The organism is Sorangium sp. So ce362 (genome assembly GCF_051519845.1).
Lineage (GTDB): Bacteria > Myxococcota_A > Polyangia > Polyangiales > Polyangiaceae > Sorangium.
Genome location: NZ_CP150332.1, coordinates 3,435,470 through 3,459,714, shown reverse-complemented (window position 1 = coordinate 3,459,714; position 24,245 = coordinate 3,435,470). Strand labels below are relative to the sequence as shown.

At 67.7% G+C, this 24,245-nt stretch carries 23 protein-coding genes; 12 read left to right on the top strand and 11 right to left on the bottom strand.

The features are described from left to right. Positions 1–70: 70 nt before the first annotated feature. Positions 71–1,135 carry a hypothetical protein gene (locus WMF17_RS13690; protein ID WP_437649825.1) on the top strand — a complete coding sequence of 355 codons (1,065 nt, stop codon included), beginning with the start codon at positions 71–73 and terminating at the stop codon, positions 1,133–1,135. A gap of 523 nt (positions 1,136–1,658) precedes the next feature. Here WMF17_RS13690 and WMF17_RS13685 read toward each other — a convergent pair. The 4 genes from WMF17_RS13685 to WMF17_RS13670 form a co-directional block, all read right to left on the bottom strand. Next, positions 1,659–2,054 carry a hypothetical protein gene (locus WMF17_RS13685; protein WP_437649823.1) on the bottom strand — a complete coding sequence of 132 codons (396 nt, stop codon included), beginning with the start codon at positions 2,052–2,054 and terminating at the stop codon, positions 1,659–1,661. Between the two features lie 135 nt (positions 2,055–2,189). Beyond that, positions 2,190–2,426 carry a hypothetical protein gene (locus WMF17_RS13680; RefSeq protein ID WP_437649822.1) on the bottom strand — a complete coding sequence of 79 codons (237 nt, stop codon included), beginning with the start codon at positions 2,424–2,426 and terminating at the stop codon, positions 2,190–2,192. Beyond that, positions 2,423–2,917: an RNA polymerase sigma factor gene (locus WMF17_RS13675; protein ID WP_437649819.1), complete on the bottom strand. Its 495-nt coding sequence runs from the start codon at positions 2,915–2,917 to the stop codon at positions 2,423–2,425. Before WMF17_RS13675 ends, WMF17_RS13680 begins: the two co-directional genes overlap by 4 nt. 62 nt (positions 2,918–2,979) lie before the next feature. Next, on the bottom strand, positions 2,980–3,138 hold the full coding sequence (locus tag WMF17_RS13670) for a hypothetical protein (RefSeq protein WP_437649817.1): 159 nt from the start codon (positions 3,136–3,138) through the stop codon (positions 2,980–2,982). A gap of 633 nt (positions 3,139–3,771) precedes the next feature. Here WMF17_RS13670 and WMF17_RS13665 point away from each other — a divergent pair. Together WMF17_RS13665 and WMF17_RS13660 are read left to right on the top strand one after the other, a co-directional pair. Then, on the top strand, positions 3,772–3,990 hold the full coding sequence (locus WMF17_RS13665) for a hypothetical protein (protein WP_437649815.1): 219 nt from the start codon (positions 3,772–3,774) through the stop codon (positions 3,988–3,990). Further along, positions 3,987–4,553: an RNA polymerase sigma factor gene (locus WMF17_RS13660; protein ID WP_437649813.1), complete on the top strand. Its 567-nt coding sequence runs from the start codon at positions 3,987–3,989 to the stop codon at positions 4,551–4,553. The genes WMF17_RS13665 and WMF17_RS13660 overlap by 4 nt, the downstream gene beginning before the upstream one ends. 78 nt (positions 4,554–4,631) lie before the next feature. Here WMF17_RS13660 and WMF17_RS13655 read toward each other — a convergent pair whose 3' ends face one another. Further along, positions 4,632–4,862, bottom strand: coding sequence for a hypothetical protein (locus tag WMF17_RS13655; RefSeq protein WP_437649811.1), 231 nt, complete (start codon positions 4,860–4,862; stop codon positions 4,632–4,634). A gap of 569 nt (positions 4,863–5,431) precedes the next feature. On the opposite strand from WMF17_RS13655, the gene WMF17_RS13650 reads away from it, so the two are divergent. Together WMF17_RS13650 and WMF17_RS13645 are read left to right on the top strand one after the other, a co-directional pair. Further along, positions 5,432–6,193, top strand: a complete 762-nt coding sequence (locus WMF17_RS13650; protein ID WP_437649809.1) for a hypothetical protein — start codon at positions 5,432–5,434, stop codon at positions 6,191–6,193. Between the two features lie 245 nt (positions 6,194–6,438). Next, the gene (locus WMF17_RS13645) at positions 6,439–7,608 is read left to right on the top strand and encodes an IS1 family transposase (protein WP_437649807.1); all 1,170 of its coding nucleotides are present in this window, start codon (positions 6,439–6,441) and stop codon (positions 7,606–7,608) included. A gap of 685 nt (positions 7,609–8,293) precedes the next feature. Here WMF17_RS13645 and WMF17_RS13640 read toward each other — a convergent pair. Beyond that, a complete protein-coding gene (locus tag WMF17_RS13640; RefSeq protein WP_437649805.1) occupies positions 8,294–8,656 on the bottom strand; it encodes a hypothetical protein in 363 nt (120 codons plus the stop codon). 325 nt (positions 8,657–8,981) lie between these two features. On the opposite strand from WMF17_RS13640, the gene WMF17_RS13635 reads away from it, so the two are divergent. The 3 genes from WMF17_RS13635 (at position 8,982) to WMF17_RS13625 (ending at position 12,355) form a co-directional block, all read left to right on the top strand. Then, complete coding sequence (locus WMF17_RS13635; protein WP_437649803.1) at positions 8,982–9,719, top strand: hypothetical protein; 738 nt, start codon at positions 8,982–8,984, stop codon at positions 9,717–9,719. A 446-nt stretch (positions 9,720–10,165) separates the two neighbouring features. Beyond that, complete coding sequence (locus WMF17_RS13630) at positions 10,166–11,821, top strand: hypothetical protein (protein ID WP_437649801.1); 1,656 nt, start codon at positions 10,166–10,168, stop codon at positions 11,819–11,821. A gap of 9 nt (positions 11,822–11,830) precedes the next feature. Then, positions 11,831–12,355, top strand: coding sequence for a hypothetical protein (locus WMF17_RS13625; protein ID WP_437649800.1), 525 nt, complete (start codon positions 11,831–11,833; stop codon positions 12,353–12,355). A gap of 376 nt (positions 12,356–12,731) precedes the next feature. On the opposite strand, the gene WMF17_RS13620 is transcribed toward WMF17_RS13625, so the two are convergent. Next, positions 12,732–14,474: a hypothetical protein gene (locus WMF17_RS13620; RefSeq protein ID WP_437644531.1), complete on the bottom strand. Its 1,743-nt coding sequence runs from the start codon at positions 14,472–14,474 to the stop codon at positions 12,732–12,734. A gap of 714 nt (positions 14,475–15,188) precedes the next feature. Here WMF17_RS13620 and WMF17_RS13615 point away from each other — a divergent pair. Together WMF17_RS13615 and WMF17_RS13610 are read left to right on the top strand one after the other, a co-directional pair. Next, entirely contained in the window at positions 15,189–15,578 is a 390-nt protein-coding gene (locus WMF17_RS13615) for an RNA polymerase sigma factor (protein WP_437651340.1), read from the top strand. Further along, positions 15,575–16,018, top strand: a complete 444-nt coding sequence (locus WMF17_RS13610) for a JAB domain-containing protein (protein WP_437649798.1) — start codon at positions 15,575–15,577, stop codon at positions 16,016–16,018. The genes WMF17_RS13615 and WMF17_RS13610 overlap by 4 nt, the downstream gene beginning before the upstream one ends. A gap of 95 nt (positions 16,019–16,113) precedes the next feature. Here the strand turns inward: WMF17_RS13610 and WMF17_RS13605 are convergent, their stop codons facing one another. After that, positions 16,114–16,341 carry a hypothetical protein gene (locus WMF17_RS13605; RefSeq protein WP_437602470.1) on the bottom strand — a complete coding sequence of 76 codons (228 nt, stop codon included), beginning with the start codon at positions 16,339–16,341 and terminating at the stop codon, positions 16,114–16,116. Positions 16,342–17,189: 848 nt separating this feature from the next. Between WMF17_RS13605 and WMF17_RS13600 the strand changes: the two genes are divergently transcribed. Then, a complete protein-coding gene (locus WMF17_RS13600; RefSeq protein ID WP_437649796.1) occupies positions 17,190–17,966 on the top strand; it encodes a methyltransferase domain-containing protein in 777 nt (258 codons plus the stop codon). A 54-nt stretch (positions 17,967–18,020) separates the two neighbouring features. On the opposite strand, the gene WMF17_RS13595 is transcribed toward WMF17_RS13600, so the two are convergent. After that, positions 18,021–18,743: an SAM-dependent methyltransferase gene (locus tag WMF17_RS13595; RefSeq protein WP_437602468.1), complete on the bottom strand. Its 723-nt coding sequence runs from the start codon at positions 18,741–18,743 to the stop codon at positions 18,021–18,023. A gap of 309 nt (positions 18,744–19,052) precedes the next feature. Here WMF17_RS13595 and WMF17_RS13590 point away from each other — a divergent pair, with 309 nt between their 5' ends. Then, positions 19,053–20,351 carry a cation:proton antiporter gene (locus WMF17_RS13590; protein WP_437649794.1) on the top strand — a complete coding sequence of 433 codons (1,299 nt, stop codon included), beginning with the start codon at positions 19,053–19,055 and terminating at the stop codon, positions 20,349–20,351. A gap of 63 nt (positions 20,352–20,414) precedes the next feature. Here the strand turns inward: WMF17_RS13590 and WMF17_RS13585 are convergent, their stop codons facing one another. After that, entirely contained in the window at positions 20,415–21,581 is a 1,167-nt protein-coding gene (locus WMF17_RS13585; protein ID WP_437649792.1) for a hypothetical protein, read from the bottom strand. Beyond that, positions 21,578–24,229: a family 20 glycosylhydrolase gene (locus WMF17_RS13580; protein ID WP_437649790.1), complete on the bottom strand. Its 2,652-nt coding sequence runs from the start codon at positions 24,227–24,229 to the stop codon at positions 21,578–21,580. Before WMF17_RS13580 ends, WMF17_RS13585 begins: the two co-directional genes overlap by 4 nt. Positions 24,230–24,245: the final 16 nt, after the last annotated feature.

Below are 24,245 nucleotides of genomic sequence, written 5' to 3'. Positions count from 1 at the left end.
GCGCGGAGGGGGGCGCTAGGACAGCGGGTGTCATAGCCGACATGGCGCGTGGCTCGGAGGGACTTGGGACATGGACCAGAAGCCTGGTCCATCAGCCGCGACGGTGGTTCCGGCGCATAGGCCGCAGATGGGGCGCAGCATGCTGGACGAATACGCAAGCGAATACCGTACAGTCAGCAAGTTCTTGATGGAATACGGCGGCCTAGTGGCGCCATTTCTGCTCGGCGGGGAATGGAATGCTCTGGCGGCATACTGCAAATCGGTGCAAGCAAAACCTCCGTCATCACCGGCCGAAGTGGCGGCCGTTGAGCGCAAAGTCGACGAAATACTGGTTGCCCACATCTACCATCCGAATTTTCGCGCGTTCTACGTGTACAGAGCGTCGCAACTCCCACACATTCGTGCGTTCTCGCATCTTGTTGAGAGAGGCGTTCTGCACTACCTCAAGCATGACTTTGTGTCCTGCGTACTCACTCTGCTCCCAGCGGTGGAGGGAACGTTGCGCTCCTACTGCGGCTGGTCCTTTGGCGACAAGGACATCAAATCTCCAGAGATTCGTAGACTTCTCCGCTCAGGGAAACCGAAATACGAGCCTAGTCTTCATGCTGCGTATGCATCAGCGCTAGCCGACTTCCATGAGAAATGGCTCTGGACCAACACGGACAGAGCGAACTTTGGCTTGTCGTATCTAAACAGGCACTACGCGCTGCATGGGCTCGGCACCAGCAGCTACTACCGCGTAGAGGATTGCCACCGGCTGATTCTGTTTTTTGAGCTCGTCATTGAACTGCTGACCCTTGAGGGACACGACGAGCCTTATATATTTATACCAGCGCACATAGATCAGATAAACCGCAGGCGCGACTATTACGAAAAAGTGATCATGCGTGACACTGGGATCGTGGATGCGATTGCCGTAGAAGAATCATTTATGCGAGAGCATCCGCACTACGCAGTCGAGATGCGGCCACCGAACGAGGAGGAGATCGTGGTTAGGTGGGCGCAGATTATGGGGTTGTCCGACGGTCCGAAGACCGCTCAGCGGCCGACCCCACCCGTCTACAATAGGCTGTATTCTCTGGTGCGCACAGGCTCGCGCATGCTCATCAAACGCTGGCTGCGGGGGCGCAAGTAGAGCACCTCACCTTCGAGCAGCGCGGCAGTTATCGTGTGGCCGGCAGATCCGCACAGAGAAGCCGCCCACGCTAGGGCCGAACGTTCGTAGCAGCTGAGCGTGGTCAGCGAACCGGAGCAACAGTTGCTTGCGGGTGGATCGTCGGCAGTCCATATTAGGGGATGTCGTACGGGGCAGAGTTTCGCCGTGGCGGGCGGCTCAAAGGATGGTCCGTAGGGAAGGTGAATGTCATCGTCGACGCGGCGCATCGCGAATGGGTGGCGCGATGAGCGCGTCTCGCTGCCCCTTCGTGAATGCGGGGAAGGCCATGATCGCGACGTCTACCGCTTTGCGTGGATATGGCTATGAACTGGAGGTCAGTCGCGACGAGATGCTCTCCAGGGTCGCCGAAGAGGCGAGAGCCGACACTGGGTGCTTGCCCGCCTGGAACAAGCACGGACAGGTCGCGATGATACAGATCGAAGGACCGCCGTCGGCCTATCGACCGATCTGGTATCACGGGCGCATCGTTGGCTACTGCCCGCTAACGCTTAGACATCGCGATTAGCGCATCCTCTATGTTGCTGTAGAATGAACTGTCGTCCGGGCACATTATCCGCAGAGTCTCAGCAAATTCGATATGGTACCCTCCGTCCTCTTTTTGCATGAGCGCCAGATCCACATTCACGGGCTTCCCGCCGACGCTGATCCTGTAGCGCGCCACAGCGTTGTTGGATGCCATCACTGCGTTATCCCTGCCACTGATGCGCACCTGTCCATCGCCAATGTCCCTGTCAGGAATGGGAGCGGGCCCGTAGGTTCCTGGTTTGAGCTCGATACCCGCAGCGATCTTCGCGAACTCTTGGTCGAGGCGCCGCGCCCACGTCCCGGCGTCTACGGAGCTAGCCCTGTCTTTACGAAGCTTGTCATCAAGACCCATGTATACCCCTCAATTCTGGGTATACAGTTGACGCAAGATCTATGTAACTCCGCATCCGTCCAGCGGCAGGCGTTCAGGATGTGGCTGTGGCGCGTTGAGAGAGAGGTGGGAGCAATGAAGGCGGGAAGAGGCGGGCTACCTGCGGACGAAGTGCCGCTCTATGGCGTCGAGGATCTGCAAGGCGCCGCGCGCCTCGGCGACGGCTTCGCGCTCGGCGCGGGTCTTCGCCTCCATCTGGGCGGCGAGCACGACCGCCCAGAGCCGGTCGCGCTCCCAGATGCCGAGCGCGTAGGGCTCAAGGGCGCGCACCCGCTGGGAGAGGTAGGCCATGTCCTCCAGGGTCAGCACGCGGCGCGTCTCGCGGTTGCTCATCGCCGCCACCTACGGAGCCGGAGCGCGAGCGCCTCGCGGGCGATGCGGAGCCGCGACGCCGCCGTGAACGGGTTCATCCCGCGCTGCGCGGCGTACGCGGAGAGCGTCTCCGGCGTGTCGACGGCGAGGAGGATCTCCTGATGGCGCGGCTCCAGCCGTTCGATCGCCCTGAGCAGGTCACGCGCCTCGACTTGGGCGTGGAGGCTCGGCCCGACGATCCCGCGGAGCCTGCTGAGCGGTTGCGGGTCCAGGATGAAGCGGCGCACGTACGCGCTGTCGAGGTACTTCGCGGCCTGCCGCCAGGCGATGCCGTGCAACCACTTCCGGAGCGCGTCGCGCGGGTCGTCCTTCGGGTTCGGTCGGTACATGCCGCGCCGGATGGCGCTCCACGCGCCGATGAACACGGCCTGCTCCACGTCGGCGCGGTCGCGCTTCGGGATGCCGGCGAGCGTGGAGCGGACGATGCCGCGCTCGGCGAGGAGCGCCTCCATCGGCGGGCGCTTGCGGGGATGTCGTGCGGCAGGCGGGCGTCCGGCCCCCTTCCGCGGGCGGCTCATCCGCTCCTCCCGCACGTGGGGCAGCGGTCGGCCGCTGCCAGCCCGCCGAGGAGCTGCTCGACGGTGATGCCGGCCGCCTTGGCGGCGCGCTGCGCGGTCGCGGGGGAGCCGTTGTCGAAGCCGTTCGCGATGCGGCAGAGGCTCGACTTGGACATGCCCATGACTTCGGCGAGGCATGCCCACGTGCCGTACGCGGCGCGCAGGTTGCGCAGTGCGGCGCGGAGCCGCTTGCGCTGGGTCGGGGTGAGGGAGAGACACGGGCGGCGGCGTGTGGGTACACGTCCGCCTTGCCCACCGTCGGGTGGGATCAGGTATAGCTGCACTGTCGGACTCCGGTTAGGTCGGGGTTCGGCCACGCAGCCCGGTCGGTTGGCGCCGACGCGGGCTGCACTACTTCCGGCCGACCTTAGCCCGTCAGGCGAGGTCTGGCGTCAAAGTGCAGCACTCAAAACCAAAGTGCAGCACTACCTCCCGACAGCCTCCGGGTTGAGTTTCAACTCTCCCGGGAGGCTCTCGACAGGGTGGTGGGGTCGTTTGCCCAATAGTGGGGTCATTTGACTCCGGCCCTCGCGTGACGGGCTAAGTTCGGCCGAAGTAGTGCGAGGCGCGACGCCTGCCAGCGTCCGCCCCGCGTGGCCGAACCCCGCGTCAACGAGGTCCGACAAGTGCAGCTATACCTGATCCCACCCGACGGTGGGCAAGGCGGACGTGTACCTACACGCCGCTCGTACCACCGAAGCCCCTCCCTCTCCCTCACCCCCGACGAGACCCGACGGCTGCGCGCCGCCTTGCGCGGCGTCAAGGCCCGCCTGGGCACGTGGCGCGCCGTCTCCGAAGCCATGGACGGCGTGAACATCCGCACGCTGTGCCGCGTCGCCTGCGGTGCGGAGCGCGGTTCGCCCGCGCTCGTGCTGCTCACGGCGCGCGTCGCAAAGACGTCCGTCGAGCGCCTCTTGAGCCCACCCGTGGCGGCCGATCGCTGCTGCGGATGCGGGAGGAGCGGGTGAGGCGCCCGCGGAAGGGGGCGCAGAGCCCGCCTGCCGCACGACATCCCAGGAAGAAGCCGAGCATCGAGGCGATCCTTGCGGAGCGCTCGGTCATCCTCGCCGTGCTCATCGCCAGCGGCGTACCGTCGCGCGACCGCGCCGACGTGGAGCAGCAGGTGCTCATGGGGGCGTGGCGCTCCGTGAAGGGCGGAAGGTACCGGCCCGACCCCACAGAGGACGCCCGCAGGGCGCTCCGGAAGTGGCTCTACGGCGTGTCGTGGCGCAAGGCCGGGCACTACGTCAACAGCGCGTGGGTGCGGCGTGCGGTACTTCATGCGCGGCCTCTCGGCAGGCTGCACGAGCCCGTCGGGCCGAGCCTGGAGGCGCAACTCCAGGCGCGCGAGGTGCTGGAAGCGCTCGCCAGCCTGCCGCCGTGGCAAGCCGAGGCGCTGCTCTCCGTCGACGACCCGGAGTCACTCGTCGCGTACGCCAAGCGGCGCGGCATGAGCCCGGGCACGGCGGCGAGCCGCTTGCGGATCGCCCGGGAAGCCCTCGCCTTGAAGCTCCGGCGATGGCGCCGCTGAGCGCACACACGCCGAAATGGCGGCACGCCAAGTGAGCAAGCCGCGGGCGGCCGCGGCTTGCTCACTCAGCTCACCACGTCAGAAGATGCCGAAGCTTCCTCTGCCGTTGAACATGCTCCGACCAGGCGACGCGATATGCGCGACGGCCGTCCCATGGTCTTCCAGCTGGGGAGCCTCAACGCCGAACTCCGCCGCGATGCGGTTCACCTCTTCTTGGGTTTCCGCGAAACCGGCTTTCTTGTGGGCCTCCCAAGCCTTGTAGAACGCAGACCGGCGCTCGGCCGGGCTCTTTTCACTGGTATCACTCATGGCGTGACCATCCTCACCCGAAGGCGATAGATATCCACGCCGACCCCCTTGACTGGCACGCACACGAGGTGTATGTGTGCGCTGTTCGGGTTCCAAGTCGAACAGCCGATCCAGTGGGTCGGTTACGAACGGCGAGCGCGGGATGAGCCCCGCGACTCGCCGTTCGTATATGTGGATTTCAGTCGGGCCGATCGAATCTGACCGACCACACGCACATGTATACCCATGTGCGTTTGTGCGGCAAGGGATTTGCGCACTGAACTGCGCAGTACTGATCGATTCTACGCCGGTTCAGGTGGGCGCATGTGCGATTCGCGTGTCGAACAGCGCTAACTGCACCATCCTGCGCGCCCCAGGCGCTGGCGGCGGCTCTGAGGGCGGAGGGATCCGGTTCCGATGGCGCGGCCGGCGGGAGATGACCAACCGGAGGAACCCGCGGCTGTAAAAGGGCCCTGACGGGCGCCGCGGGCATCCCGGCGGGCGCCGCATTCCAGCGGTCTCCGCCGAGGCGCGCCGGCTGCGCGAGCGCGTCCTGCCAGCCACAAAGTCCGGTGCTAGGGTCCGCGCCGATGGAAACCGTACTGCGAGAAGCTAGTCTGGTTATCGCGTTTCTCTTGGGCGGTGGCGGCGTGACCGCGCTGCTGCTGTACATGAGCAAGTCTGCGATCGCGGCTGCTGTCGAGCAGGCGGGAAAACGCGAGATCGCCAACCTCCAAGGCGAGCTCGCTCTGAAGCTCGAAGCATCTAAGGCGCAGTTCGCGAGAGACATCGAGGCCACGCGCCAGAGTTTTACAAAGGACCTAGAAGTAGAGAAGGCGCGCATCCAGGCCGGCTACGCCGAGGCAATGGAGCGTCTCAAAGCGCAGTTCTCCCGCGAGCTCGAAGAGGACAGGCGGCGGTTCGCGCGTGATCTGGAGCGGGAGCGAGTGCACGCGGCGCAGCAGCTTGAATCGTTCAAGGCGTCGCTTCTGTTGGCTGCTGAGGTGCGGAGGCAGGCCGCGGCGAAGAAGGTGGAGGCGCTGCTATATCTGGTCGATATCGGCGAGCCGCTGTTGCGTACCGTCATCAACGCCAGATCTAACCACATGGACGATCACAGAGATTCGATGCAGAAAGTCTATGAGTTTATTTATGCGGTGAGGAGCCGGCAACACTTCTTCTCTAAAGAAGCTCTAAAGATTCTTCATGAGTACCCGCCGAGTCTAATGCGTGCCAGGGCGGAATTCGACAAGAAGTCAGACGTCGAGTTTTTGAACCGTGCCATAGAGTCGTGCAATAGGTTAATCGATCTGGTACGAGCGGAGCTCGGGATCTCGTCCGATGCGACCTAGACCTCTGCGGTCCCAGCGCAACGCGCCTGTGCGGCTATGACATCCACTGTCCTAGCGCCCCCTCTTTCGAGCCGTTTCGAGCGGTTTTCCCGCTGAAAAGCCGTATAATCAGAGGACCTTAGACGAAAACGCCCCGCCTCCGGCTGGTATCCGAAGGCAGGGCGGCAGAAGCCGAGCGGTGCGACCCGTCCGACGTCCTGGCAGACCGGATCGTGGGCCCTCCGCCGGGGAAAGGCAAGGGTCCCGTGGCGAACGTGCTCCCGGCGGAGAAGCGGCTTGCCGTGCTCGCGGCGCTTGTAGACGGCAACAGCGAGCGCGCGGCCGAGCGGATGACGGGCGTCGAGCGGAAGACGATCCGCCGCTTCGCGCTCCGGGTCGGCACCGCGGCGCAGAGCCTGCACAACACCATGGCGCGCGATCTCGCGCTGTCCCTCATCGAGAGCGATGAAGTCTGGTCCTTCGTGAAGAAGAAGCAGTCGCGGGTGACCCCGGCGGAGCACGCGGCCGGCCTCGGTGAGGCGTACGCCTTCACGGCGCTGGCGATGCCGAGCCGCTACGTCGTGACGTGGCACGTCGGCAAGCGCGACGAGACGAGCGCCGCCGCGTTCGTCGCTGACCTGCGCGCGCGGCTGGTCGTCATGCCGTCGCTCACCTCCGACGGCTTCACCGCCTACCCGGGCGCGATCGGGGCCAGCTTCGGCCCTGGCGTCGACTACGGGCAGGTCATCAAGAACTACACGCGGGGCGGCCAGCGGGACGACGACCACCGCTACGAACCGCCTCGCTCGCCGTTCCTGACCAAGCGCGTGGTGTTCGGCGCTCCGAACATCGACGCCGCAACGACCGCGCACGTCGAGCGGCACAACGGCACCTTGCGGCACCACATCGGGCGCATGAGACGGCTCGTCTGCGCCTTCAGCAAGGCGCCGGAGCACCATCGGGCGGCCGTCGCCCTGGGGCTGACGCACTACAACCTGTGCCACATCGTCAGCACGATCCGCGTCACCCCCGCAGTAGCAGCTGGCGTGACTCGCCACGTGTGGGATCTCGCGGAGCTGCTCGACGCGCTGCTCTCCGTGCCCGAGACGCCAGCGCCGAGCGCGAAGCCGCTCGCCCCGCGCAAGCCCGAGGGCACCGCGCGGGAGCTCCCTGGCAACCGTGGCTTCCTGCGCGTGGTCCAGGGCGGCGCCGCACCGAGCCCGCCCGTCGCCCCCGCGCCGCCTCCGCCCGCTCCCGAGCCCGTCGCCCCCGCGCCGCCTCCGCCCGCTCCCGAGCCCGTCGCTGCGCTGGCTCATGTCGAGCCCTCCGCGCTGGCGGCGGACCAGCCCAGGCAACTCGATCTCCTGTCCTGGCGTCCGAAGCCGAGGATACCGCAGCAATTGACGCTGTTCGACATCGACCCGCCGCGCAAGTAGGCGCGCGACGGGGGCGCGTGTAAAGTTCTGCGGATGAATACGAGAACCACGCCCGACCCGCCCGACCGAGAACCCACCGCAACCCCCATCAGCGTCTACGGCAACAATGCCACCGTCGCGTGCCCGTGTGGCAAGGTAGTCGTGGTCCGATCCGTGGGCGACCCCGGTAAGGGGGCGTGGGAATGCTGGTGCGGGCGCTGGTACAAGGGCTACCCCGAAAAAGGGCAGAGGATCACCCACATTTTGGTTTGGGACAAGAGAAACAACACCACGGTCGCATCCTATCGGGTGAGGGCGGAATGCCCGAACCAACTCGATCCGAACCCGACCGCGTGAGGTCCGGCCACTGCCCGCCAAGTACGAAGTGTCGGGTCAGCTCGATTCGCTCGCCTGGCGACGGCGCGCCCAGGGACGTGTCTAGCTCGTTCGTCGGGTCGCCGAATGACCAGACGAACACATAGTGGGGTCGTTTGGTGCCCCTCAGACTGGGGTCATTTGCAAGCGACTGGGGTACTTACCCCACCACCCTCGACAGCCTCCGGGTTGAGTTTCAACTCTCCCGGGAGGCTCCCGACAGCCTCCGGGTTGAGTTTCAACTCTCCCGGGAGGCTCCCGACAGGTGGTCGGTCGCGTTTGCCTGAAACGCGACCACCCCGCGCCAACTGCGACCACCTCGCCGTAAGCGCTAACCGCGCCTGAAGTCGCGCGTCTCCTCGGCGTACTGCATCTCCGCCCTCGCGGCGGCAGCGAACCCGGCGGGCGCGTTGCCTGCCGCTTCCGCGCGTTCAGCGAAGCTCACGAGCGCCTCCCACTCCCACCTGCGCGCACGGAAGGGGTTACGGTGCAGAAAGCACCCTAGGTTGTGGTAGTAGTCCGCACCAGGCTCCTCACCCGATGGCCCGTTGTTCGCGAATTGCTGCGCTGCTTCGAGGTCGGCGAGCCTGGCCAAGCCGGCTGCATATGTGCGCCCGGCCCGCTCCTCCAGCATAGCCTCCTCGCGGTCCTTCTCTTCTCGCGACTTTCGAGCCATCGCGATCGATGGTGCCACGGACGCACCGACCAGCGCTAGCGGGCATGCGCTGGTTCGCTCGTCGCAGTGGAGCGGCGCGCGGCGTGACGCGCGCCGCTCCACTTGACCGACTCGAAACGCCTACGTTTGTCGCGGGATCCAGCACTGCGGCTATGACAGTGCGTGTCCGAGCCTCGCAGAAAAGCCGGGAAACATAGGCTTGCGGTGCTATTTTAGGTCCTAAGCAAGGCGCCTCCCCCCCGGCTGGTACCCGGAAGGAGGCTGCGGAACGCCGAGCGGTAGGGCCGCCCTGCGCACGTCGCATGTGCAGCATGCGCCCCCGTTCGGAGAGAGGCAAGGGGCCGTGCCGAACGTGCTTCCGATGGAGACCCGCGTGCGCATCGCGTCCGCGTTGGTCGAGGGGACGAGCGTGCGTGCTGTCGAGCGCCAGACCGGCGTCGCGAAGAGCACCATCCTGCGCTTCGCCGTGGAGCTCGGCGAGGGCTGCGCGCGCCTGCACAACCGGCTCGTGCAGGGCCTCTGCGAGCCCGACATCGAGCTTGATGAGCAGTGGTCCTTCATCGCCAAGAAGGACAAGCGCGTCACGGAGAAGGACCCGGCCGAGTACGGCGACGTCTTCACCTTCACCGCGTTCGCGAGGCGGTCGAAACTCGTGATCTCGTACGCCGTGGGGAAGCGCGACCAGGTGACGACCGACGCGTTCCTGGCCGACCTGCGCGCCCGCGTGCTCGTCGTCCCGCAGCTCACGAGCGATGGGCTCGACGTGTACGTGCCCGCCGTGGACGCATCGTTCCGCGGCTGCGTCGACTACGGCATGGTCGTCAAGCGGTACGGCCACAGCAAGAGCCCGGACTACAAGTTCGAGCCCGCGCGTGACGCGCACTCGCGCACACCTCGTGCCCGTCGCGAACGCCCGCCGTCGCGTCAACTTCTGCATAGTCACGCCCCCGCCACCAGGGGCTCGTTCAACCGGCCTTTGCCGCGCGGCGCAGCCCGCTGTCAGCGCCTCGCCCCTCGAACCGGCGCGCGGCAAAGGCCTTCTTGTTTCGCATGCGGTCGATCTCTGCGAAATCACCAATAAAAGCGACGACTTTGGGTGGATCGTCTGAGCCGCCGTCGCGCATCGAGCGATGCGCGATGCACGCGTGGATCATGTCACGCTGCGATCCGTGACATGTCACGCTGCGATCCGTGACATGTCACGCTGCGATCCGTGACATGTCACGCTGCGATCCGTGACATGTCACGGAGGGATGGGGCCGCATTTCGCGGTGGGCGGCTCATTTTCCGGCCCGTGGAACGCGACCGCTCGAGACATCCAGCGGCAGCTGCGCCCGGCACGTAGCGTGCATTGACGGCTCCGAGCGGGCCCAGCAGCGTCGAGCTTCCGGAACACGCGACGGCGTGAGCCGGCGCGCCCGCCCCTCCTCATCGTCCTCATGAGTGGCGCCGGACCCCCCGCGCCCTCCGCGCCTGGAACCCAGGCCGAAGGGCAAACGTGAACACGAACCAGAGCAAGAGGTGTTTATGAAGCTGATACGCAGATCTTCCTTCCTCACGCGTTTCGTTCTCCTGGCGGCGCTTTGCACAGCATCCGTGGCGTGCGTGGAGAACAAGGACGGTGAAGTCTACAGCGCTACCCCCGGAAGCTTTAACATCACCTTCTCCGGACGCCATTCAGAGTATAACTATGGGATCAGCGTCCAGATGCTGATCGATCCTGAGGGTCCCGTCGATTTCTACGGCGGGAACTGGGAGGAGGTCGTCAGCACCACCACCGGGAGTACCCCCATTATTGACCAGTTCGGGACTACTTCCTACGCGTGGTCAGTCACCGTGCCGAGCTCCCAGCTTGCCGACCGCTGGCCCGCGGGGGGCATCCTGCGCTGGCGTGTGCTCGACGCGGCGGACAGCGCGCAGGCGACCGCCGGTCAGGACTATGATGAATGCTACAACGAGCAAGTGCTGAACGGGGCGAATAGCTGGCTTACCATAAGGGACAATTGCGAGTCCCCGTGGACCGGCTCCGCGTTCGTCAGCTCTTCTCTGTCGCCAACGCAGGACAGCGACCCGCCGGATTACATCTCGAGGAAGACGGTCGGCAGCGTGGGCGAGACGAATACCTACTACGGCGTGATAGGCGCGCCGTCCAAGCTCAGCGACGCCACCAGCACAACCGACCCCGGCTTCAAGCAGCGATTTGGGTTCGGCACGCCGGGCTCGGATGAGGTGTCGGCCGTCTACTACAACGCGGGCGATCTCGGCGTCGGCCGAGAAATGCACTGCAAAACGTTCGCGGACGACCCGGTGACGGCCACCACGGATCACGGCGTGGCCTGCTATGTGAGCAACTACGACGTAGACACTGCTGTTCCCTTCTTCGCAGGCGACCGGAGCACGGCGGACAAGGATACCATCCTCGATAATACGGTGGACGGGTTCAACTCTGGCACCCACCAAGGCGCGTTCGCCACGGTCGCCATGTGGTACACCTGGCCGATCTCGGCGAATAACAGCGTTCGGTTCGTCGTTTATAACGCCCTTGGTAATAGGGACCCCGAGGCGGCGCTCGATACCTCGGGACACAACAAGAGCGTCCCCCAGAACTGCCTTGCTTGCCATGGCGGCGGCGACTACGATTACACGAACCACGGCGTGCCTGGGGCCAACCCGGCCTCGAAGGGCCCGCGGTTCTTGGCGTTCGACCTCGACGCCTTCGAGTTCTCGGGCGCGGCGGGCTTCACGCGCGCCGATCAGGAGGAGAACTTCCGCAAGCTGAACGCGATGGTTTTCGGGGCCGGGGCCTCCAATCGGACCCAGGAGCTCATTCTGGGCTGGTACGGCGGCAACGTGAACGCACCGCTCAGGGTGCAGAACAACGAGTACATCCCGTCCTCGTGGGAGAACGACCCGAGCAGCACGGGCTCGATGGTGAGGGCGGACGCGAAGATCTACCGAGATGTCATCGCGCCGTACTGCCGTGGTTGTCACGCCTCCCAGAGCGGCATTTACTCATTCAACTGGGCCTCTGACTTCCGCTTGCTGGAACCTTTGATCATGGGCGACATCTGCGGGAGCCATGAGATGCCCCACGCCGAGGTCACGCTGGAGCGGTTCTGGAAGAGCCCCGCGCGGGCCTACCTCGCCGGATTCTTCGAGTACCAGGGCAGCTGCAATCCCTAGGAGACGACCATGACGCGAAGGCGGATGATCACGGGCGTGAGCGTGGGCGTGGGCGCTGCGGTGGCCTTGATCCTGGCCCTCGCCGGGCGGGGTGGTGCTCCACCCCCGCGGCAGACGCACACAGTGTCTTTCGCTCCGCCGGCCACGGGCGGAGGCGCCGCCGCCAGGCGAAGCACGGCGGCGACGCCCCGGCCTCGCCCGGCCGGTGAGGTCGAAGCGACGGAGATCGAGGCGACGTCCTCCGCGCCGTCCACGGAGCCTGTGTCCACGGAGCCCGTGGTGGAGCGGGGTGTCGCCCTGGCGCTGCGCATTCGTGACGACATCTGCCGGTGCGAGACCCGGGAGTGCTGGTCCCGCACCAACGCGATCTACAAGGGCAAGATCGGCCTCGCACTGCCGAAGACCCCGGAGGAAACCAAGGTCTTCAAGGCGGCCATGGCCGAGCTATCCGACTGCGTCAAGCGCATCGACGCGGAGGATACCCGGGCCAGGGCCGAGCGCGAAGCTACGCTCGACGCGCCCGAGGGCGGTTAGAGGCCTCCGCCGAGGCGGCCGGGCGGCGCTGCCGTGCGCCCCCGGCCGCTCAGGCGACCCCCCACGCCGGCGCACGATCCCGCGCGCGCCGAGCATCACCGCCGCCGCTGAAAGCGCCCGCGCCCATGGCGGGAGCAGGAGCAGGAGGGCCGGCGCGCAGAAGGAGTGTTATGTCGAGTGGCCCGGCTCCGCCTGGAGGATCCGAATTTCGCTGACACCCACCTTTGGACGAGCTCCCGCAGGCTGTGGAGTGAACGCGGCCCACTCGATGCGTGGCTCGTTATCGACCGGTTCTTCTGGCGGGATTCCTGACAGACGCGCCTAGCCTGGATTTTCACAGCAGAAGATCGGTTAACACAAAGGCCACTGACACCGGTCAGGGGAACGCGACTTCGAGCGAAGCTCCTCCCCACCAGGGGACAGCGACCGGCGTCGCGAGCACGCCGGACTCGAGCAGCATGGGGTTGTGAGCCCGACGAGGGAGGCGCACGTGGACGCGCTGCGGGCTGACCTCGACCCTCGCCGTCGTGTCGAGAAAGCGGCGGAAGATCTGCCGCGCCTTGGCGTGCTCGAAGCCGTGCAGGTGCTTACCGAGCAGCCGGTAGAGGCCGGTGGCGATGACGGTCAAGGTCACGTCGAAGTCGACCTTCATGGCCACAGCGGACGACAGCGCATCGACGTGGAAGAAGTGGACCTGGTCCTCGAGGTTGTTCTCGATCAGCATGCGCCGAGCGTAGCGCTCGAGGATCGTGCGCGGCGTCGAGCGGGTGTCGTTGGTCAGCAGGATCGTGGGCTCGTCGTGACCGAGATCGCGCGCGCAGATCTGCCGGATCGGCGCTGGATAGTCCTTGCCCAGCCGCACCGTTTCGTCGAGGACCTTGGGGTTGCGAAACTTGCGGTTCGGTACATCGAGCTCCACTCGACGCCAGGCTGCGGCCGGTGCGTTCAGCACATGGCGCTTGAGGACATCCGTGCGGCGGCGCAGCGTGACGAAGGTGATCCCCTGGGCATCCAGGCGGCCCAGATTCTTGTAGGTGGTGAGCTTCGAGTCGAACACGAGGTGCGGGGGCACCTTGCCGTACGTCTTCTTCCAGAAGTCGACGAAGCGCAGGACCTCATCGCTCTCTTCTCCTTTGCGCAGGTCGGCGTTCGCGTAGCAGAGCACATCGGCGTCGGCGTCCTGGGCGATGAAGGTAAGCACGGCCTTGTCGCGGCGGCTGCGCTTGGAAAGGTAGTGGCGCTCGACGAACTCGTCCTGCCCGAAGAAGGGAACGGCATGAAAGTCGAGGTTGAACGACGCGCCCGCGAGCGCAAGATGAGTGCGCAGGTGATCGAGCCAGCCGCGCAGCAGTCGGACGGAGCTCGAGCGTCCCAGGCGATCGGAGTACTGCGCGAGGAAGGTTGTCTTCGGGATGACGTTGGGCCCCGCGAAGAGCGACAGGCCTTGGTCGAAGACCAGGTCCATCACGTGGCTCTTGCGCTCGATGGACGTCAGCTTCAGCGCGAGGGCCGCGAGCAGCGCGTGGGTCGCCGGGATCGCCTTCGAGCCAGGCAGGGCAGCTTCGCCGGCGAGCCGATCAAAGCCAAGCTTGACGAGCAGAGGCAGGAGCACGAACAGACCGCCGACATGGGTCTCGAACGTCGCAGGGACGAGCTGAAAGTTGCGGACATCGGCGCGGCTGGCGCGCTCGGGACGCGTCCTGGCGGGGCGCTCGTCATCTTTCCGACGCGGCAGCCTGGAGAAGCCTTCCTCGCGCAACACCTCGGTGATGGCCGTGGGGCTGAGCTCGATCTGCTGGCTCCGGAGCTCCTCGGCGATGTCGTAGATCGACAGGTTGCGCTTGCGCATCGCGATTATCAGGCGCCGGGCGCGGGACTTCTTCGGCTGCTCGTGCGGGCCGCGCATCGGTTCGGTGAAGAAGGCACGCTCGGGATCGTGCCGGAACTGATGGCAGAGCACGCGGAACGAGCCGGGAGTGTAGCCGAAGGTCTGCGCGACCTCGGCGCTCGAGCGATGCTCCACAAAGTACGCGCGCAGCGCCTCGTACTGGCGGTGCCGCGTCTGGGCGGGCACCCGGAAGAAGCGGGCGGGGTCAGTTAGTGGAGTTGGTGCGCTCATCGTGAAAAACGTGACCCACACATAAGGGATCTCGTCAAGGTAAGGAGAGCGGCGTCGAGAGGCGATGCAGCCAATTTTTGCTGGATTTCAAGGTTGATCTGCACCGCTGATGCATCAACTACGTCCACCGAGGGGGAGAAGCTGACGGACGAGAAATTCGCCCATAGCGCATCCTTTTCCCTCATGACGTCCTTGATGCCGCCGCTTGCCTGGCTCACGCCGTTCGGCGTGAAACCGCGTCCTCCGGTTACCCAGCCGGAGGGACGGCCTCATGCTGCGCCGTTAGGCAAACTATCTCGGTGAAAATCCAGGCTAGCGCCCCGCGCGCTTCGCGACGAACGACAACGCTTGGCCCTGAGCAGGTCGCTGTCGTCCGAGAGAGCGGCGCTGCGTCTGAGCCCGGCGCGCGCACGTCCAAAAACGTAATTCAATTCACGCATCAAAGCCGCCCGCCTTATGCATTCCGGCGGCAGCGACGTTTTTCTCGCCGCAGCGCGGCGTCAATAGGCAATTTGAATCACAGTTTATGTCCGTGCGAAACGGTTGACCGATCTGAGGCAACGATCCGGCGAACCGCCCCCCGCCGTCTACGTCGAAGCCGCCGCGCTCCTCGAGCAGCGCGCCCTCATCCGCGGCACGCTGCGCGCCCGCGGCGTTCTCCCTGCGGATCTCGACGACCTCACGCAGGAGACCGTGCTCGGCGCCTGGCGCAGCATGCGCGCCGGCCGCTTCCGGCCGTCCCCCGCTCTTCCTCCCGCCGACGCCCTCCGCATCTGGCTCGCCGGTATCGCCTCGCGACAGGCCTCTCACGACCGCGACAAGGCGCACCGGCGTCACGAGGCGCCCGCGCTCGCTCCTGACCGCCTCGCGGCCCTCGACGCGCCGTCTCCCGAGGATCGCCTCGTCGCGCGCGGTCTTCTCCGTGCCTTCCACCGTCTCCGTCCTGCGCTTCGCGAGATCCTGTCGCTCGCCGCCACCGGCCTCTCGACACACGAGATCGCCGCCTCCCTCGCGCTCCCGCGCCCCACGGTGGCCACCCGCCTCCGCCTCGCGCGCCGCCTCTTCGCCCGCTCGCTCACCCGCTTTCGGAGGTGGCCCCGATGAGCAGCGCCCCTGTCGACGCCCCCGCCGAGACGGCGGCCGAGATCCCGACCGCGACCGAGACGGCCCTCATCGAGATGGTGCTCGGCATCCCCGGCGTGGCGCCGCGCATCCTCGGCGCGGCCGCCCTCCCGTCGCTCGGTCGCCTCTCTCCGGCGGCCCTCGCCGAGCGCACCCAGATCGCGCTCCTCGACGCGACCCGGCTCGCTGCCGCCTTCGAGCTCGGCCGCCGCACCCACGCCGCGCGCGCTCGCCGGGGCGCGCTCCTCGACGACGCCGCCCGCGTGGCGCGACACGTCGGCCCGAAGCTCGCCCACATGGCAGCCCAGAGCTTCGTCCTCGTCCACAACCACCCGAGCGGCGACCCGACACCGACCGAGGTGGATCGTGCGATGACCCAGGAGCTGCGCGACCTCTCGCACGCGCTGAACGTCCCGCTCTAGGCCCACGTCATCGTCACGCCCAGCGGGCGCTTCTCCGCCGTCCACGAGTAGCCCATCGCGGGCCGCCCGGAGCTCCGGCCCATGGGGGGCGTGGATCAGATGCGCAAGCTGCGCCGCACGTGGGGACCGAGCGCGTGCTCTTCGTCGGGCGTCAGTCGTCGTAGCTGCATGCGCTCCTCGAACACAAGGACGAGGCCGCAGACGCAGACGCAGTAGTTGCCGGGCTCGGCGTCGATCAGTCGGATGCGACCGGCGCGGGAGAACACCCGGCCGCTTGGAGCTACCCTGCAGGAGGGGCAGATGGCTTGGATTCGACCGATCATCGGTGGCACCTGCGGATGACCATAGCCGGCTCGCCGACAGTGTCGAGGTGGTACCGCGGCCATCTCGCGCAGGATGCCCCGCTTCCGCTGCCCCGCATGCATTACCTTGAACGAGCTCAATTTGCCTCGCGGGTCGACGTTTGGGACACGAGCCGCTCGCGATGCGGTCGCCGCGCGGGCATGCGTGCTGCGGGTCCTTGCCGGCCGGGGCGTTCCGCCTCGCCCTCGTCAAGCCCGAGGGGAGCGCGGCGAGCCGCCGTGGAGCTTGGCCTGCTCGCCCGCCAGAAACGAAGGAAGCGAGCGATGGCGGCGCTGCGTCAGCCGGCCATCGCTCGCTCGATTCGCCCGCTTCCCGGACAGCACGGCCGCCGCTGCGCGGCGTGCGCTCAGAACAGGTCGTACGAAGCCCCGTCTCCACGTGTCGTTCATCGCTCGTCGCTTCGCGCCCATCGCGTACCGTGGTGCGCTTGCAGCGGCGTCTTCGAAGCGGTGGCAGAGCAAGCCACGTGCCGGAGGTGCGCAGAGCACGTGTTGCGCTCGAAGCGCCGTTCTGCGGGGGGAACAGCCCCGGGGAAGCGGGGGTGAGGTGGAACGCGAGGGGGGTCACGCGCTGGAATGCGCGCGTATCACGTGGGATGACACGGTGACACCGCCCGCCATGCGCCGGTCGCTGGCGCTCCGGTGCGGCTCCCGAGGGCGCTGGGGGGGCGTCCAGCTGCTTCAGCCGGACGTGGCCGAGCCGCACATAGAGACCGCCACCGGAGGATCGTGCTACACCAGGGAACAGGCACAGGCGTTCCCAGGTCGAGCCTCTGGGCAACCCCCAGCCCGCCGCCGAACCCACCCTGATGGTCAAATTCAATCTCCTCCCCGCCGATGCGACGAGAACGCGCGTTCTGACCGACGACGAGGTCGCCCAGCTCCGGGAGGACCTTCGCCACGGCCCCGTGGACGACGGCACGTTCGACGCGCTCTACGCCGCGCCGATCCGCGAGAAGTCCAGGCGATACTGGACCACCGCGGAGGTTGCCCACCAGGCGGCCTCGCTGTTCGCGCGCTACAACGCCCGACGGGTGCTCGACATCGGCTCCGGGCCCGGCAAGTTCTGCCTCGTCGCCGCGTGCGCCCGGCCGGACCTCGACTTCACGGGTGTCGAGCAGCGGGCTCACCTCGTCGAGGCCGCTCGGGCGGCTGCGGAGCGCCTCGGCCTCGACAACGTCCGGTTCTTCCGGGCCGACGCGACCGACCCCGCCTGGTTCGGGTTCGACGGCTTCTATCTCTATAACCCGTTCGCCGAGAACCTCTATTCGGCCGACGATCACCTCGACGATACCGTGGAGCTCTCCCGGCACCGCTTCATGAACGAAGTCGGGCGAGTGACTCGCTGTCTCGCCAACGTGGCGATGGGCACGTGCGTCGTGACCTACAACGGCTTTGGCGGACCGATCCCCTCGGCGTTCGAGCTGATGCACGCCGAGCCGGCGGGCTGCGACTGGCTCCGCCTCTGGGTGAAGCAGCACGAGACGGCGGATCCCGGGGGGTACTACCTGGAGGAGGACGACGGCGTGACGCTGGTCCGTGGTGAGCTGTCGGAGCTCAAGGAGAGGATCGCCGAGCTGCTGTGAGGGCGGTTCCGCCCGTGAGGCGCACGGAGCCGCGGCCCCCCGCGTGCCGCCACGTCACGCGCCGAGCGTGGAGGGCTCGTGGCGCGTCACCCAGACCTTGAAGTGCAGCTCGCCGAAGATCAAACGAGGCGCCACGAGGCCTGCCTGGACGAGGAGCGCGAAGACCTCGGCCTCCGAGGCCGGGACCCGCAACGACGCCATGGCCTTTCGTCGTTGCTCCGCCACCTCGGGCGGCAACGCGACCGCGGAGGACCGCCGCTCCTCGACGGCCATCAGCAGCGGATCGCTCCCAGCCCGACAGCCGATCACGAAGGGCGCCCCCGGCTTCAGCCGCCCGGCGACCTCCCGCAAGAGCTCCAGGCGAGCCTCATCCCCCGGGAGGTGGTGCAGGACGCCGATCATCTGGGCGCCGTCGAACAAGGGCCCGCGCGCGAGATCGCGCAGCTCGCAGGCATGCAGGCTCGTCCTCTCCAGGAGGCCTTCCGCCGCGAGCCGCTCTCTCGCCACGGCGAGCATGTCCGCCGAGGGATCGACGCCGGTGAAACGAACGCCGGCCCCCGCGTAGCGCGCGAACGGCGTCACCTCGCTCCCGGTCCCGATGCCGACCATCAGCAGCGACGCGGCCTCCTTGTCGGGGAGCGCCGCGACGATCACCTCGGCGACGATCTGGTGCATGGCGCCATAGGCCGCCCACATGCGGTGCACGTGGTCGTCGTAGCTCGATGCTCGCGCCCGATCGAATGTCACTGCGTGCTCTCCGTGCTCGTCCGTCTTCATCACGTCTCCTTCGCTGACGGCCGCACGGACCGCCTGCAGCGAAGGAGTACCGCCCTCCGTGCAGCCCCGGCAGGGCGAGGCTTTCGATCCGGTCGGCGGGGCTTTCGATTTCGATCCGGCCGGCGGGGCCCTCTGTCGCGATCCCCCCGAGATTTCAGGCCCCTGGCGCAGGTCCCGCGGTCGAGCCTTGACATTTTTAATCGACTTGGATTTCCTTCCGCTTCAAGGGTACTTTGACGTCCAACCTTTTACCCGGACAGCGCCGCGCCTCGTTCGAACCGACGCGCGTCGATCTGTAGATCTGGGAGCATGGATCTATTCCAAGTCTCAGCAGCGCTCCTCTCGCTCGCCGCGGTCTTCAGCTTCGTGAACCATCGGTTCCTGAAATTACCGACCACGATCGGGTTGATGCTGATCGCGATGACGACGTCCCTCGTCATGGTGGCCATCGGCGAGCTGTTTCCGGCGGTGGAGGCCAAGGCGAGAGAGCACCTCTCGGGCATCGACTTCAACAAGACGTTGATGCAGGGGATGCTCGGTTTCCTGCTGTTCGCCGCCGCGCTGCACGTCAACCTGGCGGATCTGAAGAAGCAGCGGCTCATCATCGGCATCCTGGCCACGGGGGGCGTGCTCCTGTCCACCGTGCTCGTGGGCGGCATGACCTACGCCCTCATGACGCTGATGGGCGTGGAGATCCGGCCGATTTACTGCCTGCTCTTCGGCGCGCTGATCTCCCCCACCGATCCCATCGCGGTGCTCGGGGTCCTCAAGCACGTGGGGGCGCCGAAGGAGCTCGAGATGAAGATCGCCGGGGAGTCGCTCTTCAACGACGGCGTGGCGGTGGTGGCGTTCATCGGGCTCCTGGAGCTCGCGTCGGGGACGTCGGGCATCGATCCACAGAGGCTCTCGCTGCTGTTCCTCCAGGAGGCGATCGGCGGCGTGCTGTACGGCCTCGCGCTCGGCTTCGCGGCGCTCGCCATGTTGCGGAAGGTCGACGACTACAAGGTCGAGGTCCTGATCTCGCTGGCGACCGCGGCGGGCGGCTACGCCCTGGCGTACGCGCTCCATGTCTCCGGCCCCATCGCCATGGTGGTGGCCGGGCTCTTCATCGGGAACGAGGCGCGCGCCGGCGCCATGAGCGAGAAGACCCGCGAGCACCTGGACGACTTCTGGGAGCTGATGGACGAGATCCTGAACGCGGTGCTGTTCGTCTTGATCGGCCTCGAGCTCCTGATCGTCGCCTTCGACACCCAGTCGCTGATCGCGGGGCTCCTCGCGTTCCCGGTCGTGTTGATCGCGCGGTTCATCGCGGTCGCGCTGCCGGTGAGCCTCATGAAGAGGCGCAGGCTCTTCACCCCGGGGGCGATCCGCATCCTCACCTGGGGCGGTCTGCGCGGCGGCGTCTCGGTGGCCCTCGCGCTCTCCATCCCCGGAAAGCTCGCGGACGGCACGCTCGTGCCGGAGCGCGAGATGGTGCTGACCATCACCTATGTCGTGGTGGTCGTCTCCATCGTGCTGCAGGGCCTGACCATCGGCCCACTGCTGCGCCGGACGATCGCCGCCGCCGCCGTTCAGGGGGAGGAGCGGCTCCCCGCGAAAGCCTCCTGAACGACCTGGACGCGGCGCAACCTCCATCCGGGCACGCAACGAGCTCGGACGACAGACACAGCGCTACCGCGGCGCGCGCACCACACGACCGCCGTCGGCCTCGTCGACCGCGTAGACACAGGCGCCCTGCACCGCCACGGCCGCGGGGCGCGTCAGGCCCTCGGCGAGCACCTCGGGATAGCCGGGGCAGCCCGCGGCCGGGCAGCGCATGACCGTGCCCGCGCCGCGGTCCGCCCAGTACGCGTCCGCGCCGTCGATCACGAGCGCCGCGGGCTCGCGCAGCGGCCGCGTCGGCTCGGTCTGCGGCGCGAGCGGCTCCGCGGCGCACGGTTCCGCGAGGTCGCAACGGGAGACGCCGGCCGCCGACCCGTCCGGGTGGGCCCAGCTCCAGAGCACGTCGGTGTCGCCGAGCGCGATCTGGTCCGGGAAATCCAGCAACACCGCGATCTGCGCCGCGAGGGCGCCCGGCGGAGCGCCCTTGTCGAGGCGGAGCACCCGGCCGAAGGCGGCGCCCGTGCCGTGCTGGACCCACACGACGTCGCCTGCGTCGCCCGGGGCGACCGCCACGCCGCGCGGGTGGGACTGGCTCGGCGCGAGCACCTCCGGGGTCGCGCCGCAGCCCTCGGCGACGGGGCAGCGCAGCAGCTCGCCGGCGGTGCCGCTCGGCTCGTCGCGCGTCCAGTACACATGCCGCCCGTCCGTCGCCAGGCCGCGCACGGCCTCGGCCTCGCCCGGCGCGAAGGCGAGGAGCGACGTCGCCCCCGCCGCGCAACCGTCGGCCGGGCACCGCCAGAGCCCGTCGGCGGCGACCCAGACGACGAGCCCGCCGGCGACCGCGAGCAGGCCCGGCGACGGCGTGAACGACACGAGGTCCTCCACCGCGCCCGTCGCGGGATCGAGGCGGCGGACACGATCGCCCGCGCGGCTCGTCCACACAACGTGCGGCCCGGCCGCGGCGATGGCGGCAGGACCGCCGGCCTCCTCGGCCGCGGCGACCACGCACGGGGCATCGCAGCCCGCCGGTGCGCAGCGACCCGGGTCGCCGGAGCCGGCGCCGCCCGTGGCCCCGCCGGCGCCGTCCGGGGCCCCGCCGGCGCCGCCCGTGGCCCCGCCGGCGCCGCCCGGGGCCCCGCCGGTCAGGCCGTCGAGATCGATGTAACAGCCGGGGAGCAGCGCGAGGAGCGCCAGCGCGGCCCCCCGCTGCGCTGCGGTCGTCGAGCCGCCCCTCACCTCACCGCCCGCCCGCGACCCGACGCGTCCGGATCGAGGACCGAAGCGCGGCTGCCGCGACCGCGCGTGTCGAACGTCCTGAGCTTGACGACGCCGCTCACCGCCACCGGTCCGTCATAGAGGGTCGAGGTGGCGTCGGGCTCGGCGCCGTCGGTCGTGTAGCGGATCTGGAGCCCCGGGAAAGCGACGTTCGCCACGAGCTGGCCGCCCTCGATGCGCGCGCCCGGCAGCGGGAGCCGGTAGTCCACGCCGCCGCCCAGGTGGTCGAGCCGCGGCAGCTCGCGCTGCCCCAGGCTGTTGGCGAAGCGATTCCACGCCTCGGCGAGCAGGCACGCGCGCGCCGCCCCGTCGTCCTCCGCCGCCCACGCCGGGTCCGGCGCCCAGGCCCGCTCCGCGAGGCCGAGCAGCTTCGGGAAGATCAGGTACTCCATCGCTCGCTGGCCCTTGGCGTTCTCGCCCCAGAGCTGCCCCTGGATGCCGAGGATGTTGGCCCGGCCGGCGTCGGTCAGCCTGACGCGGTCCCGGGACATCGCCGCCAGATCGATCGGATTGCCCATGCGATCCGCGTGGGCGCTCCTGTAGACGTCGAACGGCACGAACTCGTAGGGCTTCCGCGTGTCCACGAACCCGGCCCAGTAATACCCCGGCTCCGAAGGATCCTTGTCGTAGGCGAGGTCGAAATACAGGTTTGTGGCGTTGGAGAGGACCACCGGATAGCCCGCGTTGGCGAGCTTGTAGCCGTTGTCCTCGTCCCCCCAGCCCCGGACGTTGTTCCACACGTACGGCCTGAAACGGCGGCTCAGGAACTCGGGGTTGGCCTCCTTGTCGACGCCGCCCTCCGCCTGCACCTTGCTCAAGGCGATCTCCTCCCAGCCGCCGGTCACGAGGTCGTGGGACGAGAGGATCGCGCTGACCTTGCGGAGGAAATGGCTCGCCAGGTCGTCCACGGAATCGACGCCTTCCTCCTGCGCCTCGGCGAGGAGCGCGCGGCACGAGGGGGACTGCTCCCAGACCCCCTCCGGCACCTCGTCGCCGCCCGTGTGGAAGGTGGTGAGCGGCGCGCCGGCCTCGGCATACATGGAGACGATGTCGTCCACGACCACCTTCAGGAACCTGTAGGTCGACTCCCGGCAGGGATTCATCACGTTATCGTGCCACATCTGCACGGACATGTACCGGGACGCGTCCTCCAGATCGCCGAGCAGGAACTCCTCGGCCTTCGCGAGGTCGCCGGCGGCCGCGAGCCTCGCATGACGCGACTCCATCGCCTTGACCGCCGCGCGGGCGTGGCCCGGCATGTCGATCGCGGGGATCACCTCGATGTGGCGCGCCCTGGCATGACGCAGGATCTCCACGAACTCGGCCCGGGTGTAATGGCCGCTGCCGCTCGACGCCGGAGAGTCCGGGTCGGGACCGGAGCCGAACGAGGGGACGAGCTGGTCGCGGTCGTCCAGGGTATGGCCGCGCCGGGCGCCGACCTCGGTGAGCTCGGGCAGGCCGCTCACCTCGAGGCGGAAGCCCTCGTCGTCGGTCAGGTGGAAATGAAACTTGTTCAGCTTGTAGAAGGCCATGACGTCGAGCAGCTTCAGCACGGCCTCCTTGCGCTGGAAGTTGCGCGCGACGTCGAGGTGCATGCCGCGGTACGCGAAGCGCGGGGCGTCCTCCACCGTCACCGCGCCGATCGCGAGCTCCGGCTGGGCGGCCCGGTAGGCCTCCACGGGCGCGAGGGCGCGCAGGCTCTGGATCCCATAGAAGACCCCGGCCGCGTCGCTGCCCACGATCTCGACGCCCTCCCCGGTGACCGTGAGGCGATACGCCTCGTCGCCCGCCTGCTTCGGCTGGCCGCCGACGTCGAGCGCGCCTGTCGTCAACACGATCGCCGTCGTCCCCGCGGGCGGCGCGCCCTCGCGGACCTCCGGCGCGCCGCCGAGGAGGACCCCGAGCGCCTCTGCCAGAAAGGCCGCTTCGCCCTGGAGCCCCGCGGCATGAACGACGGGCACGGCAGACGTCAACACGAGCTCTCCGGCGCCCGCCTCGAGGAGCACCGGCGAGGGCACGACCCTGTCGACATCGCCCGCGGGGAGCAAGCGGACCGCCTGGTTCTCGTCATGGCGAGACGCCGCCGTCGGCACGGGCGTGATGTCGCCCGGGAAACGGTCCGTCTGCTTCTCCTCCAGGAACGGCTTGACGGTCTCGGAGCCCACCGCCTCCGGCGCAGAGGCCACGCCCTCGGCGTCCGTGAATACGAAGTAATAGCCCGCGGGGGCGTCCGTCTCCTTGATGGCCCAGTACGATCCATCGAAGGGAATGACGACGCTCTGCCCCGGCTCCACCGGCTGGAACGCCTCGGTCGGCTCCATCTTGAAGAAGTCGCCGTTGATATGGGTGACCTTCACCCCCGCCGGCAGGCTCTCGGGGAGGATCGTGCGGGCGAAGTTGAAATAGAGCGTCCAGCCGCCGTTCCCGAGCGGGACCGTCCCATGGTTGGTGATCGTCAGCTCCGAGCCGAAGCTCACCGCGGGGTTCTTTGTGTTGTCCAGAACTCCCCAGCTCACGGCGAGCTCGGCGCCCGACGGGCGCTGCTGCGCCGCGCCGCCGTCCCCTCCTGCGCCGCCGCCGCCACCCTCATTGCCCGTGCTGGTGCTCATCGTGGTGCTCCCGGTG

Excerpts from the sequence above, each read along its gene's own strand:
- WMF17_RS13690 (WP_437649825.1), top strand. The coding sequence starts at position 71 with ATGGACCAGAAGCCTGGTCCATCAGCCGCGACGGTGGTTCCGGCGCAT.
- WMF17_RS13590 (WP_437649794.1), top strand. The coding sequence starts at position 19,053 with ATGGATCTATTCCAAGTCTCAGCAGCGCTCCTCTCGCTCGCCGCGGTC.
- WMF17_RS13620 (WP_437644531.1), bottom strand. The coding sequence starts at position 14,474 with ATGAGCGCACCAACTCCACTAACTGACCCCGCCCGCTTCTTCCGGGTG.
- WMF17_RS13595 (WP_437602468.1), bottom strand. The coding sequence starts at position 18,743 with ATGAAGACGGACGAGCACGGAGAGCACGCAGTGACATTCGATCGGGCG.
- WMF17_RS13600 (WP_437649796.1), top strand. The coding sequence starts at position 17,190 with ATGGTCAAATTCAATCTCCTCCCCGCCGATGCGACGAGAACGCGCGTT.
- WMF17_RS13630 (WP_437649801.1), top strand. The coding sequence starts at position 10,166 with ATGAAGCTGATACGCAGATCTTCCTTCCTCACGCGTTTCGTTCTCCTG.
- WMF17_RS13605 (WP_437602470.1), bottom strand. The coding sequence starts at position 16,341 with ATGATCGGTCGAATCCAAGCCATCTGCCCCTCCTGCAGGGTAGCTCCA.
- WMF17_RS13625 (WP_437649800.1), top strand. The coding sequence starts at position 11,831 with ATGACGCGAAGGCGGATGATCACGGGCGTGAGCGTGGGCGTGGGCGCT.
- WMF17_RS13615 (WP_437651340.1), top strand. The coding sequence starts at position 15,189 with ATGCGCGCCGGCCGCTTCCGGCCGTCCCCCGCTCTTCCTCCCGCCGAC.
- WMF17_RS13655 (WP_437649811.1), bottom strand. The coding sequence starts at position 4,862 with ATGAGTGATACCAGTGAAAAGAGCCCGGCCGAGCGCCGGTCTGCGTTC.
- WMF17_RS13650 (WP_437649809.1), top strand. The coding sequence starts at position 5,432 with ATGGAAACCGTACTGCGAGAAGCTAGTCTGGTTATCGCGTTTCTCTTG.
- WMF17_RS13580 (WP_437649790.1), bottom strand. The coding sequence starts at position 24,229 with ATGAGCACCAGCACGGGCAATGAGGGTGGCGGCGGCGGCGCAGGAGGG.
- WMF17_RS13680 (WP_437649822.1), bottom strand. The coding sequence starts at position 2,426 with ATGAGCAACCGCGAGACGCGCCGCGTGCTGACCCTGGAGGACATGGCC.
- WMF17_RS13610 (WP_437649798.1), top strand. The coding sequence starts at position 15,575 with ATGAGCAGCGCCCCTGTCGACGCCCCCGCCGAGACGGCGGCCGAGATC.
- WMF17_RS13675 (WP_437649819.1), bottom strand. The coding sequence starts at position 2,917 with ATGGAGGCGCTCCTCGCCGAGCGCGGCATCGTCCGCTCCACGCTCGCC.
- WMF17_RS13685 (WP_437649823.1), bottom strand. The coding sequence starts at position 2,054 with ATGGGTCTTGATGACAAGCTTCGTAAAGACAGGGCTAGCTCCGTAGAC.
- WMF17_RS13670 (WP_437649817.1), bottom strand. The coding sequence starts at position 3,138 with ATGTCCAAGTCGAGCCTCTGCCGCATCGCGAACGGCTTCGACAACGGC.